Origin of the sequence: Labilithrix luteola (genome assembly GCF_001263205.1) — a bacterium.
Lineage (GTDB): Bacteria > Myxococcota_A > Polyangia > Polyangiales > Polyangiaceae > Labilithrix > Labilithrix luteola.
This window is the reverse complement of sequence record NZ_CP012333.1, coordinates 9,661,933-9,677,286: the sequence shown is the minus strand read 5'-3', so window position 1 is coordinate 9,677,286 and position 15,354 is coordinate 9,661,933. Positions and strand designations below refer to the sequence as shown.

Sequence of the window (15,354 nt, the reverse complement as noted above, 5' to 3'; positions counted from 1 at the left end):
AGCTCGCGCGTGCATCTCGTCGTTCCTCCTGGTGGTCGTTTTCCCGAGACGCGGAGGGTCGAGCTCGGACCCGGTACGCTGTCGATAGGCCGTGCTCAGACGTGTGACGTTCTCGTGGACGTTCCTGGCGTCGACGAGGAGCACGCCAAGATCAGCGAGGTCGCGCTCATCGCCATGGGCGCGGACTGCGCGGTCGGAGACGTTCCGCTCGATCCAGGCGCCCGGCGGCTCCTCATGCCGGGCGACGAAATCCAGATCGGCAGCGTCGTGCTCGCCGTCGAAGGGGACGATCCGAGCATCATGCCGCCCCCGCCGGACGGCTCGCCGCGCCGTGCGCGCGGCCCGAAGGTGCGCGTCGTCGAAGGAAAGAACTTCGGCGATGAGCTCCTTCTGGAGGAAGAGGGCAAGGACTACGTCATCGGTCGCCATGCGAAGAGCGATCTCGTCATCGAGGACCGCGAGGTCTCGCGCGAGCACCTTCGTCTGAAGCGACGCGGCTACGACGTCTTCATCCACGATCTCGCGTCGACACGCGGGTCGTGGCTCGGTCGCGCCGCGGTTTACTCCGGCGCGACTATCGAGTGGACCCGCCCGCGCATGCTCCGCATCGGTGCGACCGTGCTTTCGCTCGAAGTGCCGGTGGAGGTTCGCCGCCAGGCGCCGCCCGCCCAGCCGAGCGCTCCGATGACGCCGCCCCCACGGCGCGCGCGGTCCTCGCCGTCCTCGTCGTCCGGCATCGACAATCCGCCGTCGTCACGTGCGCCGGGGTCTTTGCCTCCGATGTCCCAGCCGATCGCTCCGTCGGAGGTGCCGACACGCAGGCTTGCGCCGTATCGTCCGGAGTCGATCCCGACGTCGGCGGCCGGCTCGATCCCTCCGAGCATGGGAGGCGCCTCCGCGGGCATGGCGGTGGGCGCGGCGCTCGTTCCTGGCCCGACGCGCAAAGCGTGGAAACAGAACGGCGCAACGTTCGGCAAAGCGTCGGGGTTCGCGCTGCTGGCCCTCGCGGGCCTCGCGATCCTGGGCGCCCTGTTCGTCGTGTTCTCGCTCCTCGAGTAGCGGCGAGAACACGCTAAGGCAGGTGCAGCATGCCGGTCGCGAGCGCGTAGGCGAGGACCAGCGCTGCACCGAGCATCGTGCCGCCGATCGCGAGAAGAACGTGACCGACCAATCGCGAAAACCTCGAGGCCGGGCGCGGCTTCGTGGGCACAGTGCGGTCGTTGCCTCGTCGCCGCTCCGGCGCATGGACCTCGCTCTTTACGGTCAAGACGACGTCGGGTAAGGCGAGCATCGGAGTTGGCGTGGCGAGAGGCGCGGCCGCCTTGCGAAGGTCGCTCGGTGCATCTGGGCGCTCGGCGAGCTCTGCGCGAAGGCTCGCTTCGAGGAGGGCGGGGAAAGCCTTGAGCGGTGTCGGGATCGCGCGAGGCATTGCGGTCCCGGTCGTGTTGGGCAACGCCGGTACCGCAACGACGCCACTCTCCGTCGTCCCCTCGAGCGCGCTTCGGTCGCGAACGACGTCGTTCGGGTCGATCTCCTCGAGCGGAGTCGCTCGCTCGGCTACGCGATCCGACCTTGGCGACGCGCGGGACATCACCGAACCACCCTCTCCCGTAGGGAACCTCGGCGCCCCACTACCCACAGCCGAGCTCCATGGGCGGGGACTTTCAAGTCCAAAGGACGCGCCTGCGGGCGCCCGGCCTGGAATTCCTAAGGTGTCTCGAGTGAGATAGTTCGAACGGTCGGCAAAATTCCGTCCGCGGGACGCTTCCCGAACGAAGGTGGAGCTCTCGAAATTCGCCGTGACGCACTCGGTCGAGGTCCGGATCGCGTGTTGTCGCGCGACCTTCGTCGTGGCAAGGAAGTACCATGTGCACGTGCCACAGTGAGGTCTACGCGAAGCGCCGTCGTGCCTTTCTCGACGCTGTCGCGCAGCGCGGTGAAGACGCCGTCTGTCTGTTTCCGTCGGCGCCCGTCTTCACGCGAAACAACGATGTCGAGCACGAGTACAGGCAGGACTCCGACCTCTTCTACCTGACCGGCTGGAGCGAGCCGCAGTCGGTGCTCGTGATGGAGGTCGGCAAGGAGCGCAAGAACACCATGTTCGTGCGCCCGCGCGATGCCGGTCGCGAGGTTTGGGACGGGCCGCGCTGGGGCGTCGATGGCGCGAAGGCGCATTTCGGCGCGAACGACGCGTTCACCTACGACAAGCTCGCCGAGGAGCTGCCGAAGCTTTTCGCCAACAAAAAGCGCCTCTACTACCGACTCGGCGTCAACCGCGCGATGGACGACAAGGTCCTCGAGGCCGTCGACCGCACGCGCGCCCGCGCGAAGCTCGGACTCACCTGGCCCACCGAGATCATCGATCCGGGCACGATCGTCCACGAAATGCGCCTCTTCAAGGGGGCAGACGATCTCGTCGCGATGCAGCGCGCCGCCGACATCACCGCGGAAGCGCACATCCGTGCGATGGCCCGCGCCAAGGCCGGCATGCACGAGTTCGAGGTCGAGGCACTTCTCCTCGAGACCTTCCGCAAGCACGGTTCGGAGCGGCCTGCGTACGGCAGCATCGTCGGCTCGGGCGCGAACGCGACGATTCTCCACTACCGCCAGAACGACAAGAAGATGGCTGCCGGAGAGCTCCTGCTCATCGATGCGGGATGCGAGTACGACTACTTCGCGAGCGACGTCACGCGCACCTTCCCGATCGGCGGCAAGTTCTCCAAGGAGCAGCAGGCGATCTACGAGCTCGTCCTCGCTGCGCAGGAAGCGGGCATCGAGAAGACACGCAAGGGCTCGACGCTCGAGCAAATCCACGCGGTCTGCGTGGAGGTCATCACGCGCGGTCTCGTCTCGCTCGGCCTGCTGCAAGGCGAGGTCGAGCAGCTCATCAAGGACGAGGCGTACAAGCCGTTCTACATGCACAAGACCAGTCACTGGCTCGGCATGGACGTGCATGACGTGGGCAACTACCACGTTGGCGGCAAGGCGCGCGACCTCGAGCCGGGCATGGTGCTGACCGTGGAACCGGGCATCTACATCGGTCGCGACTACGACAAGGTACCGGCCGAGTGGCGCGGTATCGGCGTGCGCATCGAGGACGACATTCTCGTCACCGATGGCGCGCCCAAGAACCTCACGCAGGCGATTCCGAAGACGGTTGCGGAGGTTCAGCAGGCGTGCGCGGCGTAATCAGCGCGTCGGTCTGAGGCTCGGGCAGGGCCGGTCGTCGCTTCTCGCGAGCTTCACGACGAGCGGCCCAACCCCAAGCGAACACGCCCAACGCGCCTCCGATGGCGATCCCTACCGGGATTGTCCCGAGGCACCAGTCGAGCAGGAGCCTCGGCGCGTCGTCGAGCACGTTCTGCCGCTCGATCGTCGCCCAGGCGCCGGTGCGGATGCGGTGCGCGATCTGCACCTCCGCGAGCGCGATGAACGGGAGGAACACCATGTTCGAGATGCGCGACCCGAGATAGGCGAAGAGCCTATTTTTTCGGAACAGCGTCGCGCACCCGAGCGCAAGCACCCCGTGCACGCCGACGGCGGGCGTGCAGCCCACGAAGGCTCCGATGAACACGGCCCAGCCGATGTCACGAGGGGCCGCTCGCTCGGACTTGGCGAGCGCCCATAGGCGCAGGAGCTTCTGCCAGAGCCGTTGGAACACGAGTGCTCCGAGCCTAGCACCGAGCAACCGCGCGGCTGCCGAGATCTCGTCCAGTCGACCGCCCCGGCAGTATGCTGAGGCAGGAGTCGATCGTGGAGCTCGAAGAACTCAAGCAGAAGTTCCTCGTGCATCTTGCAACGGAGAAGCGCGCCTCGAACCATACGGTCAACGCGTACCGGCGGGACCTCGAGGGGCTGCTCGCCTTCGTCGCGGAGCGCGCCAAGCCCGAACGTCCGCGCGCGGTCACACGACGCGACCCGCTGCCGCTCGACCTCTACATCCTTCGCGCGTGGCTCGGTGATCTCGCGCGCACGTGCGCGCCGAGCAGCGTCGCCCGCAAGATCGCCTGCGTTCGCTCGTTCTGCCGTTGGATGAAGAAGAACGGCTACGCAACCACGAACCCGTCCGAGCAGCTCGCGAGCCCGAAGGTTCGGCGAGAGCTTCCGACGTTCCTCTCCGCCGAAGACGCTTCGACCGTGGTGGAGTCACCCGACGAAGACACCGTCATGTCACGCCGTGCGCGCGAGGTCGTGGCGCTGCGCGATCGAGCACTGCTCGAGCTCCTCTACGGCGGCGGCCTCCGTGTTTCGGAGGCGTCGGGGCTGAATCTCGACCACATGTCCCTCGGCGAGCGGACGCTCCGTGTGCTCGGCAAGGGAAACAAGGAGCGTGTGATTCCCATTGGTCGCAAGGCCGAGGCGGCGCTCCGTGCGTGGCTCGACGTGAGGGTCGAGCTCACGCACCCGAAGACCCGCTTTCTCGATCCTGCCGCGGTGTTCGTTTCCACCCGGGGTCGAAGACTCGGGCCGCGGGCCACCCAGCTGCTGGTGCGTCGGTACGGCCTCGTGGGCGCCGGCAGGGCCGATCTCCATCCTCACGCCCTGAGGCACACGTGCGCCACGCACCTGCTCGACGGCGGAGCCGATCTCCGCGCAATCCAGGAGATGCTGGGCCATTCCTCGCTCTCGACGACCCAGCGATACACGCACGTTTCCGTTAGTCACCTCTTGAAGGTGTACGACCAGGCGCATCCTCTCGCGAAGAAGAGGACGGTCGAGTAGAACACCGACCGTGCTTCGAGCGCTGTTCAGGCTCGTCCTTGCTCTTGGTGGTGCCGGCGTAGCTGCGCTGGTCGTCGCCTTGCTCGAGGTTCGAGCGGTCACTGCCGAGGTGGTCGCATCGGGTTCTTCGGCGCCCCCCTTCGGTGCTCTTCTCCTTGCCGAGCTCGGCGTTCTCGTTCCGATCGTCGTGCTCGTCGGCGGTGCCGTCGGTGTGGCGTGCCTCGTGTTCGAACCGGGGGAGGTGCGTACGCCCCTCGAGCACCTCGGAGAGTTCCGGTCGGGAACCGTTCTCGAGCGGCTCCGAAGCGCGGCTCTCGCGCCGCTGCTCGTCAGCGTCGTGTTCGGCTGGTGCCTCGGGTCGGCCCATATCGCGCGCAGCGCGCTCGCTACGGGCAAGCCTCAAGAAGCGGGGTTGACCGTCGGCATTGCCTCGATCGGGCTGTTTCTCGCGCTCTTCGGGGCAGCGATTGCGTTCTTGCCCACGCTTCGCCGCGCGCTCGCCGCCGGCAGCAGCGCGGTCCCGGCTCTTCTCGACCCGGTCGTGACGGGCGGCGTGGCGCTCGTGCTCGTCGTCCTGCTCTTCGCGGCCGGTATCTCGTCGGGAGACACGGGCGGTGAGGGCGGCGTGCTCGGCATCTTCGGCGTGCTCAAGCGCGGCGAGCTCGATCTAAGGCCGGTGGGCGACGCCGTGATTCTCGCGCTCGGCGCCTATCTCGGCCCCGTGGCGTTCGCGCGCTCGCTGAAGCCGCGTGGTCGTGCGCTGCTCTTCAGCACCGCGGTGATGGGCGTTGCGGTGTCGGTGGGCGGGCTGTTCGTCATGGGCGGCCTCACGATTCGGGCCGCGTCGGCGCTTGGTCGCGAACCGCTCGTGGCGCGTGCGATGGAGAAGTCCGCGCCGCTCGGTAAGATTGCTCTCGCCGGCCTCCGGCGCGCCACCGATCGCGACAAGGACGGCGAATCGAGCCTCTTCGGCGGCGGCGACTGCAACGATCGCGATCCGACGATCAACTCGAACGCGATCGACATTCCTGGCAACGGCATCGACGAAGATTGCTCGGGCGCCGACACGCCGGCGCGTGTCACCGAGCCGGCGGAGCCGAAGGCGGCCGCCAAAGCCGACGCGCCGAAAGCTCCGAAGCGCGGTCATAACGTGATTCTCATCACGGTCGACACGCTTCGTACGGATCTCGGCTTCCTCGGGTACTCGCGCCCCGTTTCTCCGAACCTCGACAAGCTCGCCGAGCGCAGCACCGTGTTCGAGCGGATGTACTCGCTCGCGTCGTACACGGGCAAGAGCGTCGGCCCGTTTCTCATCGGGAAGTACCCGAGCGAGACGAAGCGCGATTTCAGCCACTTCAACACATACGCCCAGTCGAACAAGTTCGTCGCCGAGCGCGCGCACGACGCCGGGTTCCGTACGTTCGCGGGTCATTGCCACTGGTACTTCCGCAATCCCACCGGCTTGAACCAGGGCATGGACGTCTGGGACACGTCCGCCATCCCGCCCGGCATGGGCGACAACGACGTGTCGATCACGAGCGACCGCATGTCGGACATGGCGCTCAAGCTTCTCGGTAAGCCTGAGAACACGACACCACACGCGACCACGAGCGACGGCGATGCCGACGGCGGCGACGGAAAGCCGGGCAACTTCTTCGCGTGGTTTCACTTCTTCGATCCGCACGCCCAGTATGTGGCTCACCCCGGAGCGCCCAAGTTCGACGGCAGCTCCGCCGCGAAGAACCTCTACGACGAAGAGGTATGGTTCACGGACAAGCACGTCGGCAAGATCCTCGACTACGTAGAGTCACAGCCGTGGGGCGAAGACACCGCCATCGTCGTCACGGCGGACCACGGCGAAGCGTTCGCCGATCACGGCATGAGCTGGCATGGCCAGGAGATCTGGGAATCGCTCGTTCGCGTGCCGTTCATCGTCTACGTGCCCGGCGGCAAGCCTGGGCGCGTGCCGGTCAAGCGTTCGCACATCGACCTGGTGCCCACGTTGCTCGACCTGATGGGCATTCCGCAGCCCGAAGAAGGGGAGCTTCGCGGAACGTCGCTGCTCGAGGATATGGATGTGACGGGCGACGACTACGCGGAGCGTGATGTCTACATCGACATGCCCGCAGGGCCGTTCAACGGCGTCCGCCGCGCCGTGATCACCGGCCCCACGCCGGGCACGAAGCTCATTCACTCGGGCGGTAGCAACTACCAGCTCTACGATCTGTCGGTCGACCCCGCCGAGAAGAAGGACCTCGCGAGCGACAAGCAGCAGCTCGCATCCGCGCTCGAGCGCATGCAGGCGCTTCGCGCTGGGCTCAAGGAGATCGAGGTCAAGGGCGACGGGCCTTAGCGCGATCCCGGGCCCACGCGCGCTCACGCCGCGCGCGCGAGTAGGGGGCCGCGCCGGAGCTCGGGCGTCCTGGCCGGGGGATTGCCTGCAAATCGGAGATCGTGCCCTCCGTCCGTGCGGCTCATCCTCCGGTTGTGGTCGCGACGCCGTCGCCTTCGGCCGTCTGGTGGTGCACGTTTGCGAGCCGCGTTGCGGCCCTGCTTTCGGGCGGAATCGCCATCCGGGTTCTCGCGACTTGGCTCTCCGTCGGTCCGGCCGGCCTTCGCCCTTCGGGGGGGTACACGATGCTTTCGCCGATCGAAGCGGGAGCCATCTTCGCGCTCGTCGTGAGCCTGTTGTTCGGGTGTGCGAGCCCCACGGCTCGCAGCGCCAGCATCTACACGAGCATCCATCGAGCCACCGCCCTCTTCGCGTTGACCCTCGGCGTCGGAATGTTGATCGAGTTGATCTTCGGCGTCGATCTCGGGCTCGGGCGATGGCCATTGCCGCGGGGCGTCTGTGTCGACGTGGCTGCCTGTCCTGGCCTGTCGGTCAACACACCCATGAGCATCGTTCTCGTGGCCGCGGCTCTTCTCGCTCTCGAGACGACCACCTCGAGCGGCCGTCGTCCGGCGGACTGGCTCGTCGCCGCCGTTGGTTTCGGCGCGCTCGTGGTGCTGACCGGGTACGTCTACGGGACAGCTTCGCTCTACGCGCTGCCCGATGGCCGGCCGGAGGCCGCGATGTCGCTCCACAGCGCGGTCTGTTTCGTTCTTCTGTCCGCCGGCGTGCTTTGCGCGAGGACGCAGACCGGTTTCATGGGCCTCGTGACCAGCGACCTTCTCGGCGGAACGGTCGCGCGTCGCTTCTTGCTCATGGCCTGGTTGGTTCCGATCTTCGGTGCGGTCGCCGTGTTCGGTCAGCGTGCCGGGGTCTACAAGACACCGCTCACGGCGTCGCTCATCGCCATCGCCGGCATGCTCGGAGTCGTCGCGCTCGTGTTCGCGACGGCTCGCACGCTCGATCGCGCGGACCGCGATCGACGGTGGGCCCTACGTGAGCTCGAACGCTGGAAGGCGCTCTTCGACAACGCCGAATGGGGCGTCATGCGCGTCGACCGTAGTGGAAAGATTCGACTCGCGAACCCCGCCTACGCGCGGATGCACGGGTTGACGCCCGAGGAGCTCGCGCATCGCAATGCCAAGGACCTGATGGCCCCGTCGCGGCGCAACGCCTACGAACCACGGTTCGACGAAGTCGTCGCCCGCGGGCACCTCCGCTTCGAGTCCGAGCATGTTCATGATGACGGCACGCGGTTTCCGGTGGTCATCGACGCGACGGCGGTGCGAGACGACGACGGAGCCTGGTCGTGTGTTTCGTACGTCCAGGACGTCACCGATTGGCGCGCGGCGGAGCGCGCGCAAGCCCATCTCGCGGCGGTGGTCGAAGCGTCGGAGGACGCCATCGTGTCCTACTCGCTCGGCGGTGTCGTTTTGACGTGGAATCGCGCGGCCGAGCGCGTCTACGGCTGGACGGCGGAAGAGGCGATGGCAGCGACGCGCATGGATCCCATCGGCCCCTGGATTCCACCGGACCGACGCATCGAGCTGAACACCCTCATGCGGGACATCGAGCATGGCAAGGCGGTAGCCGTGCTCGAGACGAAGCGCGTCCGCAAAGACGGCACGAAGTTCGACGCCATGCTGTCGATCTCGCCGATCTTCGACGCGCGCGGCGACGTCACCGCCTTCTCGGTGACCACGCGCGATGTCACGGGTCGCAAGCGCGCCGAAGAGGCGCTCGCTCGTGGTCATGCGATGGAAAAGGAGCTCCGCCATCGCATGGAGCACCTCTACGAGGAGGAATCCGTCGAGCGCTTGCGCCTTCAAGCGACGCTCGATCAGATGCCCGACGGCGTGATCGTCGTCGACGCCGACGGCCATCTCGTCGCCAAGAACCGGGCGGTCGAAGCGCTCTCGAGCGACTTTGCGACCGGCGAGGGGGCGCCTGAAGCGGCCGTGGCGATCGATCTTCGCCACCCGACGGGAGAGCCCTTCGACAAGGAGGACCTCCCGCTCGTTCGTCTGCTCCGACTAGGTGCCGCAACGCGCGCCGAAGAGGCCGTCGTCGTTCTACGTGACGGTAGACAAGTCCCCGTTCTCGTGAGCGCCGGCGAGGTACGTGGCCCGAAGGGAACGTTGATCGGCGCAGTCGAGACGCTTCAAGACATCACGACCATCAAAGAGCTCGAGCGGCTGCGCGAAGAATGGGCGTCCGTCGTCGCTCATGATTTGCGACAACCGCTGCACACGATCAGCCTGAATCTCCACCTGCTCGGTCGGCACCTCGGCGAGCGCGCTTCGGAGTCGCCGGTCGACACGCGATCGCTCGACCGCATCGGCGCCGCCGTCCACCGGCTCGATCGCATGATCCGCGATCTGTCCGACGTGTCGCGCCTCGAGGCGCGTCGGCTGACGCTCCAGCTGCAGCCGACCGACCTTGCGGTCCTCGTCGCCGACGTCGTCGACCGCTTCTCCGCGTCTGGCGAGCGCGTTGCGTTCCGCTTCGAGTCGCGCGGCACCGCATGTTCCGTCTCCGCCGACGCGGACCGGATCGATCAGGTGCTCACGAACCTCATGACGAACGCCGTCAAATACGGTGACGGCGTCAGCCCCATCGTCGTGAGCGTCGATTGGCGCGAAACCGAAGTCGTCGTGTCCATCAAGAACCGCGGAGCGGGCGTCACGCAGGAGGACAAGGAGCGCATCTTCAGCCGCTTCGAGCGATCACGTCGCGCAGGCACCTCGGGGGTGCGCGGGCTCGGACTCGGCCTCTACATCTCGCGTGGGCTCGTCGAAGCCCACGGGGGCCGCGTCGAAGTCGAAAGTGTACCGGGGGAGGAAACGACCTTCCGCTTCACGCTGCCGATCGCGAACGATCAGGCAGCGCGGTGAAGCGAAGCGACCGGCGCGGCCGAGGGCGGCGGGATCATCACGTCGTACGCGAGGTCCTGCTTCTCGAGCAGCGTGCGGAGGCGACTGCGCGCACGGTGCAGGCGTGAACGCACGGCGCTCTCGGTGATGTCGAGGCGGTCGGCGATCTCCTGGAGACCGAGGTCCATGTGGTAGTGCGCAACCACCACGTCGCGGTAGTCGTCGGGCAGCTCCTTGAGCGCATCGCGCACACGCGCGTCACGCTCGCGGGCGGCGACGCCGACGTCGACCTGGACCTGCTCGTTGTCGTTCATCGAGGGCAGGGTGGCGAGCTCCTCCCAATCGAGGCCCTCGACGACGCGCGCACGATGGCGACGACGCGAGCGCATCAGCATCAACGCTTCGTTCGCGGTGACGCGGAAGAGCCAGGTCGAAAAACTCGATTCGGCGCGGAACGAACCAAGGCGTCGGACAATCTGCATCAGGGTGGCCTGAAGCAAGTCACGACGATCCTCGTCGCTCACGGGGTAACGCAGAAGCTGCCGCTCGACGTGCGGCGTGATCATGCGAAGGACAGTGTCGAGAGCCGCGCTGTCGCCAGCGGCGGCGAGATCCAAGGTGGCGGGTTCGATGGCGAAGGCCATGGGGTCGTTCCTTCCGGTTGAGGCGTCCTTATGCGAGGTGCGTGCCACCGCGCTCGCCCCAGGATTTCCCGGCAGATCAGAACGAAAACCCGCTACGGCCGCGCCATGGCGCCTGTCGGAAGCCAATACAGGTGAAAGCCGGCAGACATCGATCCCGACAGGCGGCCCGACAGCAGGCAGGAGACTTGGGACTTTGATGACTTGCTGTCCGCCGGGTGTCACCGTCTGTCCCTGGCGACCGACCCCCAGCCGCGCAGACTACGGGGTAGATCGTAGCGTGATGTACGTAAAGGGCGTCCGAGGCGGACCGGTGTCCTTCGATGTCGATCGAGATCGGTCTTGGTGACCGCAGCTCAGGGGGGCTACGCTACCGTTTGATGGCGGCCAAGCTCGCCCGATCGCAGCGCACGCACGCGCGTGGCTCGCCTACCTCAGCGGGTAGCGGGCAAGGCGTTCGTTCGCTGCTCAAGGTCGGCGATTTGCTCGCCGGCAAGTACCGCGTCCAACGGATCCTCGGCGAGGGCGGGATGGGCGTGGTCGTCGCCGCGCATCACGAGCTGCTCGATCAGCAAGTCGCCGTAAAGCTTCTCTATCAGGACATCGCCGATCGCGAAGCCCAGTCGCGGCTTCTGCTCGAGGCGAGAGCCTGCGCGAAGCTCCAGTCCGATCACGTCGCGCGCGTCGTCGACGTCGATACGGGGGCCGACGGCCTTCCGTTCATCGTGATGGAGCTGCTCGACGGCGCCGACCTCTGTCAGATCGCCGATGCACGCGGTGCGCTGCCGCGTTGGCTCGTCGTCGACTACGTCCTTCAGGCGCTCGAAGGACTCGCGCACGCGCACGTTCGCGGCATCGTGCATCGCGATCTCAAGCCGTCGAATCTCTTTCTCGCGAACCGCGCCGACGGCACGCAGATCATAAAGATCCTCGACTTCGGAATCTCGAAGACCAACGACGGCGCGCCGTCGGGACACGAGCGCAATCACGCCGCGCAGCTCACGGGTGGTCGCTCGGTGCTCGGCTCGCCGCCGTACATGTCCCCGGAGCAGGTCCGCAGCCCGAAGACCGTCGATCATCGTACGGACATCTGGTCGCTCGGCATCTGCATGTACGAGTTGCTTACGAATTCCATGCCGTTCGGCGGCGAGGAGCTGCAGGAGACGTTCGCGCAGATCCTCGAGAAGCAGCCCGTCCCGATCCGCCACCTCGTGCACGGCGTGCCGGAGGGCCTCGAGCACGTCGTGATGCGCTGCCTCGCGAAGCGACGCGAGGAGCGCTTCAACGACGTCGGCGAGCTCGCGCGGGCGCTCGTCCCGTTCGGCTCGGGGAGCTGGATCAAGTCGGCCGACCGTGTCGGTGCCACGCTCTCTCGCGGCTTCGAGGACATCTCGAGCGCGACGCGCCTGAACCTGACGGGGATCAACCAAGCGATGGCCCGTACGGCCATTCCGTCGTCGCCGAGTCGCCGCGGCGAGAGCAACGGACCGGAGCTCACGGGCACGGCCAGCACGGTCGCGCGGCGCTTCACGATGCTCGAGACGAAGAGCGCGTGGCTGATCGCGACGCCGGCCATCCTCGGCATCGTCATCGGCGGCGCGGCGCTCTTTCGCGCGCGTGTTCTCGCGGCGACCGAGCCTGCTCCGCCGCCGCCGGTCCAGACGGTCCTCGAATTGCCGGCCGATCCTTCGGACGAAACCACGAGCGGCGCGACCGCCGTTCCCGTACCGACCGGCATCGTGACCGCACCGGTCTTCACGGCAGGCCCTGAAAATGAGGCTGCGACGGGGCCCGCACCGCAGGGGACGGTCCTTGCTGCATCGGCACCGAGCGCCCCGGCGTCCGCCGGCACCGCCAAGCACGCGACCACGGCGGCACCCGTTCGGTCGGCAACCCCATCGACGAAGAAGAGCTCGAGTGGTAGCAAGCCGGGGCTTCCCGCCGGACTTCCACGCGAGCGTCAATGAACCGAAGGCTTCACCCGTTCCTCCTTGCCGTCGCCGGGATCGCCCTTGGCGGTCTCGTCAGCTCCAGCGCCCTCGCGCAGGACAAGGAGGCCGACGCCGAGCGCCTCTTCCGAGAAGGCCAGAAGCTGCTCGAGGAGCGTCGTTACGGTGAGGCGTGTCCGAAGTTCGAAGCAGCCTACAAAAAGGACGGGCAGCTCGGCACGCTTCTGAACCTCGCGTTCTGCCACAAGGAGCAGGGAGCCGCCTGGTACGCCTGGCTCGAGTTCCGTGAGGCGGAGTTGAAGGCCGCCGAGCTCGGTCGCAACGATCGGCGCGACTTCGCGCATCAGCACGTCGTCGAGCTCGAAAAGCAGCTTCCGAAGGTCATCGTCGACAATCCGCGCGCGATGCCACTCACCGAGGTTCTCGTCGAAGAACGACGGGTACCCGGCGCCGAGAAGGGCACGGTCTTCGCGGCCGAAGCCGGCCAGCGCAAGCTGACGTTCCGCGCCACCGGCAAGAAGCAAGCGACGGCAATGGTCACGCTCACCAAGGGCGATCGACCGCATCACGTGGCGGTGCCCGAGATGGAGGAGGCGCCGCCCGAGGCCGAGCCCGTCAAGCCCACGCCGGCGGCGGAGTCTGCATCCGAACCGGCGCAAACGCCGTCCGAGAGCGCGCATCCGAGCGGCAGCCAGCGCACGCTGGGGTTCGTCGCGCTCGGCGTCGGCGGCGCTGCGCTCGTGGCGGGCGCGGTGACCGGCGTGATGACGCTTTCGAGCGCGTGCGCGGGAACGAGCGACGGCTGCACGACCTCGGCCAAGGACACGGCCGACACGACGGCGATGATCTCGAACGTCTCGTTCGCGGTGGCTGGCGTCGGCATCGTCTCGGGCCTCGTGCTCCTTCTGACGGCGCCGAGCACCACGACGCCCGCGAGCGATGCGTCCCACGCCAAGATCGAGCCGCGTTTCGGTGCCGGTTGGGCGGGACTCGCGGGCACGTTCTGACGTCGCCAAACGTGCCGAAACGTGATGCGTGATTCAGCGAAAGCTGAGCCACAACAGGCGGTTGAACTCGCGTTCGGAACCGGTTAGAAACCGAGCTCGGTCAAGAGTGCCAGCGTCAAGTCCCGGCTTGCTGGCCGACAACCCTCCGACCGCGGTGGGGTGCCCCCGGGAGAGACCAGGCCCGTTGCAGTAGCGCGACGGGCAAGCGCGGACTCTGGAACTCGTGCAAGCCATGTGACGTGTGCTCCGGCACATGTTCGCGGTGTACGGCGAAGCTCCCGGGTCCTCCGAACGAGGTCCCCCACATGCCGACCATCGAATCGCCTTCGACGCTCTCCGCTCGTCCGTCGCCGATTGCCTCGTCCGCACTCGTCTCGCTGCCGCTCTCGCTCGTGGGCGACGATTTGACCGTGCCTCTCGTGACCGGCGAGCAAGTGCGGTACACGAACCTCGACTGCGCGGCGAGCGCACCGTGCCTGCGCGCCGTGGACGACGTCCTGGCGAGCGTTCTGCCCTGGTATTCGAGCGTCCATCGTGGAGCCGGGTTCGCCTCGGTGGTCCTCAGCGATGCGTACGACGACGCGCGCGAGGTGGTGGCCGAGTTTCTTGGCGCGCGCTCGGACGATGCCGTCGTCTTCACGAGGAACACGACCGATGCGCTGAACCTGCTCGCCTCGTCGCTGCCCGAAGGCACCACGGTCGTGAGCTTCGTCTCCGAACATCACGCGAACTTGCTGCCGTGGCGTCGGGGAACCCACGTGCAGCTGCCGGTGCCGAAGAGCCCGGCTCATGCGATCGCGCTCGTCGATGCCGCGCTGCGCGAGGTCGGGAGTGGCCCTTGTCTCGTCGCGATCGCGGGAGCGAGCAACGTGACGGGCGAAATTTGGCCCATCGAAGAGCTCGCCACGCTCGCCCACTGGCACGGCGCCCGGCTTGCTGTCGATGCCGCGCAACTCGCGCCGCATCGAGCCATCGACATGGCCGCCACGGGCATCGACTACCTTGCGCTGTCGGCCCACAAGCTCTACGCGCCGTTCGGTGCGGGGGTTCTCGTCGGGCGTTCGGATTGGCTCGATGCGGCCGAGCCGTATCTTGCCGGTGGCGGCGCCGTTCGGCGCGTGACGGCCGAGAGCACCGATTGGGCGTCGGGCTCGGCTCGACACGAAGCAGGCACGCCCAACGTGATCGGCGCGATTGCACTGGCAGCGGCCTGCCGTGAGCTCGGCACCGTCGGAATGCGCGCGCTCGAGGAGCACGAAGAGGTCCTCCGGCGGCGCGCAACGCGCGGTCTGTCCGCGATTCCCGGCGTCGAGATTCTCTCGATGTGGGGGCCGGCGAGCGTGAGGGTAGGGATCGTGACCTTCCGCCTTCGAGGCCTGCAGCCTGGCCTTCTCGCGTCCGCTCTGAGCGCCGAGTACGGCATCGGCGTACGCGACGGCTCGTTCTGCGCGCATCCGCTCGTCGACGCTCTGCTCGAAGACGCGGCCGATGCGCGTGCAGGCGCAGTGCGTGCGAGCTTCGGTGTCGGCACGAGCGTGACGGACATCGACCGCTTCCTCGCGGCGATCGAGACGCTTGCCACGCATGGCCCGCGGTGGCCCTATCGCCTCGTGGCAGGGCGCTATGTGCCCGATCCCGATCCGCGTCCGCGCCCCTCGATCGCGGGGCTCCGAGCACGTTCGGCGCGTGAGGTTCCGCGCAGTGTGGCCGAGCCGTGCCGCGCGCTCGAATGACCGAAGTGCACAAGCGCGCGGGCAGCGCGTAACATGC

The 15,354-nt window shown here is 67.3% G+C and carries 11 protein-coding genes and 1 riboswitch; of the genes, 8 read left to right on the top strand and 3 right to left on the bottom strand.

Features of this window, described 5'->3' with window-relative positions; genetic code table 11:
* Positions 1–9 precede the first annotated feature (9 nt).
* On the top strand, positions 10–1,059 hold the full coding sequence (locus tag AKJ09_RS41920; RefSeq protein ID WP_146653447.1) for an FHA domain-containing protein: 1,050 nt from the start codon (positions 10–12) through the stop codon (positions 1,057–1,059).
* 13 nt (positions 1,060–1,072) lie between these two features.
* Here the strand turns inward: AKJ09_RS41920 and AKJ09_RS41915 are convergent, their stop codons facing one another.
* On the bottom strand, positions 1,073–1,591 hold the full coding sequence (locus tag AKJ09_RS41915; protein WP_146653446.1) for a hypothetical protein: 519 nt from the start codon (positions 1,589–1,591) through the stop codon (positions 1,073–1,075).
* Positions 1,592–1,866: 275 nt separating this feature from the next.
* On the opposite strand from AKJ09_RS41915, the gene AKJ09_RS41910 reads away from it, so the two are divergent.
* Complete coding sequence (locus AKJ09_RS41910; protein ID WP_146653445.1) at positions 1,867–3,189, top strand: aminopeptidase P N-terminal domain-containing protein; 1,323 nt, start codon at positions 1,867–1,869, stop codon at positions 3,187–3,189.
* Here the strand turns inward: AKJ09_RS41910 and AKJ09_RS41905 are convergent.
* Positions 3,134–3,661, bottom strand: a complete 528-nt coding sequence (locus AKJ09_RS41905; protein WP_169928296.1) for a DUF2062 domain-containing protein — start codon at positions 3,659–3,661, stop codon at positions 3,134–3,136. The two genes, AKJ09_RS41910 and AKJ09_RS41905, sit on opposite strands and share 56 nt — an antisense overlap.
* Before the next feature lie 92 nt (positions 3,662–3,753).
* Between AKJ09_RS41905 and AKJ09_RS41900 the strand changes: the two genes are divergently transcribed.
* The 3 genes from AKJ09_RS41900 (at position 3,754) to AKJ09_RS41890 (ending at position 10,008) form a co-directional block, all read left to right on the top strand.
* Positions 3,754–4,722 carry a tyrosine recombinase XerC gene (locus tag AKJ09_RS41900; RefSeq protein WP_275936693.1) on the top strand — a complete coding sequence of 323 codons (969 nt, stop codon included), beginning with the start codon at positions 3,754–3,756 and terminating at the stop codon, positions 4,720–4,722.
* A 10-nt stretch (positions 4,723–4,732) separates the two neighbouring features.
* Positions 4,733–7,075, top strand: coding sequence for a sulfatase-like hydrolase/transferase (locus tag AKJ09_RS41895; RefSeq protein ID WP_146653442.1), 2,343 nt, complete (start codon positions 4,733–4,735; stop codon positions 7,073–7,075).
* Positions 7,076–7,176: 101 nt separating this feature from the next.
* On the top strand, positions 7,177–10,008 hold the full coding sequence (locus tag AKJ09_RS41890) for a PAS domain S-box protein (protein WP_146653441.1): 2,832 nt from the start codon (positions 7,177–7,179) through the stop codon (positions 10,006–10,008).
* Here AKJ09_RS41890 and AKJ09_RS41885 read toward each other — a convergent pair.
* The gene (locus AKJ09_RS41885) at positions 9,993–10,631 is read right to left on the bottom strand and encodes an RNA polymerase sigma factor (RefSeq protein WP_146653440.1); all 639 of its coding nucleotides are present in this window, start codon (positions 10,629–10,631) and stop codon (positions 9,993–9,995) included. The two genes, AKJ09_RS41890 and AKJ09_RS41885, sit on opposite strands and share 16 nt — an antisense overlap.
* Before the next feature lie 377 nt (positions 10,632–11,008).
* Between AKJ09_RS41885 and AKJ09_RS41880 the strand changes: the two genes are divergently transcribed.
* The 3 genes from AKJ09_RS41880 (at position 11,009) to AKJ09_RS41870 (ending at position 15,317) form a co-directional block, all read left to right on the top strand.
* On the top strand, positions 11,009–12,595 hold the full coding sequence (locus AKJ09_RS41880; protein ID WP_169928295.1) for a serine/threonine-protein kinase: 1,587 nt from the start codon (positions 11,009–11,011) through the stop codon (positions 12,593–12,595).
* Complete coding sequence (locus AKJ09_RS41875; protein ID WP_146653438.1) at positions 12,592–13,584, top strand: outer membrane protein assembly factor BamD; 993 nt, start codon at positions 12,592–12,594, stop codon at positions 13,582–13,584. Before AKJ09_RS41880 ends, AKJ09_RS41875 begins: the two co-directional genes overlap by 4 nt.
* A 98-nt stretch (positions 13,585–13,682) precedes the next feature.
* A riboswitch (SAM riboswitch) is annotated at positions 13,683–13,798 on the top strand.
* 91 nt (positions 13,799–13,889) lie between these two features.
* Positions 13,890–15,317, top strand: a complete 1,428-nt coding sequence (locus tag AKJ09_RS41870) for an aminotransferase class V-fold PLP-dependent enzyme (RefSeq protein ID WP_146653437.1) — start codon at positions 13,890–13,892, stop codon at positions 15,315–15,317.
* The last annotated feature ends 37 nt before the right edge of the window (positions 15,318–15,354 follow it).

Excerpts from the sequence above, each read along its gene's own strand:
- AKJ09_RS41915 (WP_146653446.1), bottom strand. The coding sequence starts at position 1,591 with ATGTCCCGCGCGTCGCCAAGGTCGGATCGCGTAGCCGAGCGAGCGACT.
- AKJ09_RS41910 (WP_146653445.1), top strand. The coding sequence starts at position 1,867 with ATGTGCACGTGCCACAGTGAGGTCTACGCGAAGCGCCGTCGTGCCTTT.
- AKJ09_RS41885 (WP_146653440.1), bottom strand. The coding sequence starts at position 10,631 with ATGGCCTTCGCCATCGAACCCGCCACCTTGGATCTCGCCGCCGCTGGC.
- AKJ09_RS41880 (WP_169928295.1), top strand. The coding sequence starts at position 11,009 with ATGGCGGCCAAGCTCGCCCGATCGCAGCGCACGCACGCGCGTGGCTCG.
- AKJ09_RS41875 (WP_146653438.1), top strand. The coding sequence starts at position 12,592 with ATGAACCGAAGGCTTCACCCGTTCCTCCTTGCCGTCGCCGGGATCGCC.
- AKJ09_RS41870 (WP_146653437.1), top strand. The coding sequence starts at position 13,890 with ATGCCGACCATCGAATCGCCTTCGACGCTCTCCGCTCGTCCGTCGCCG.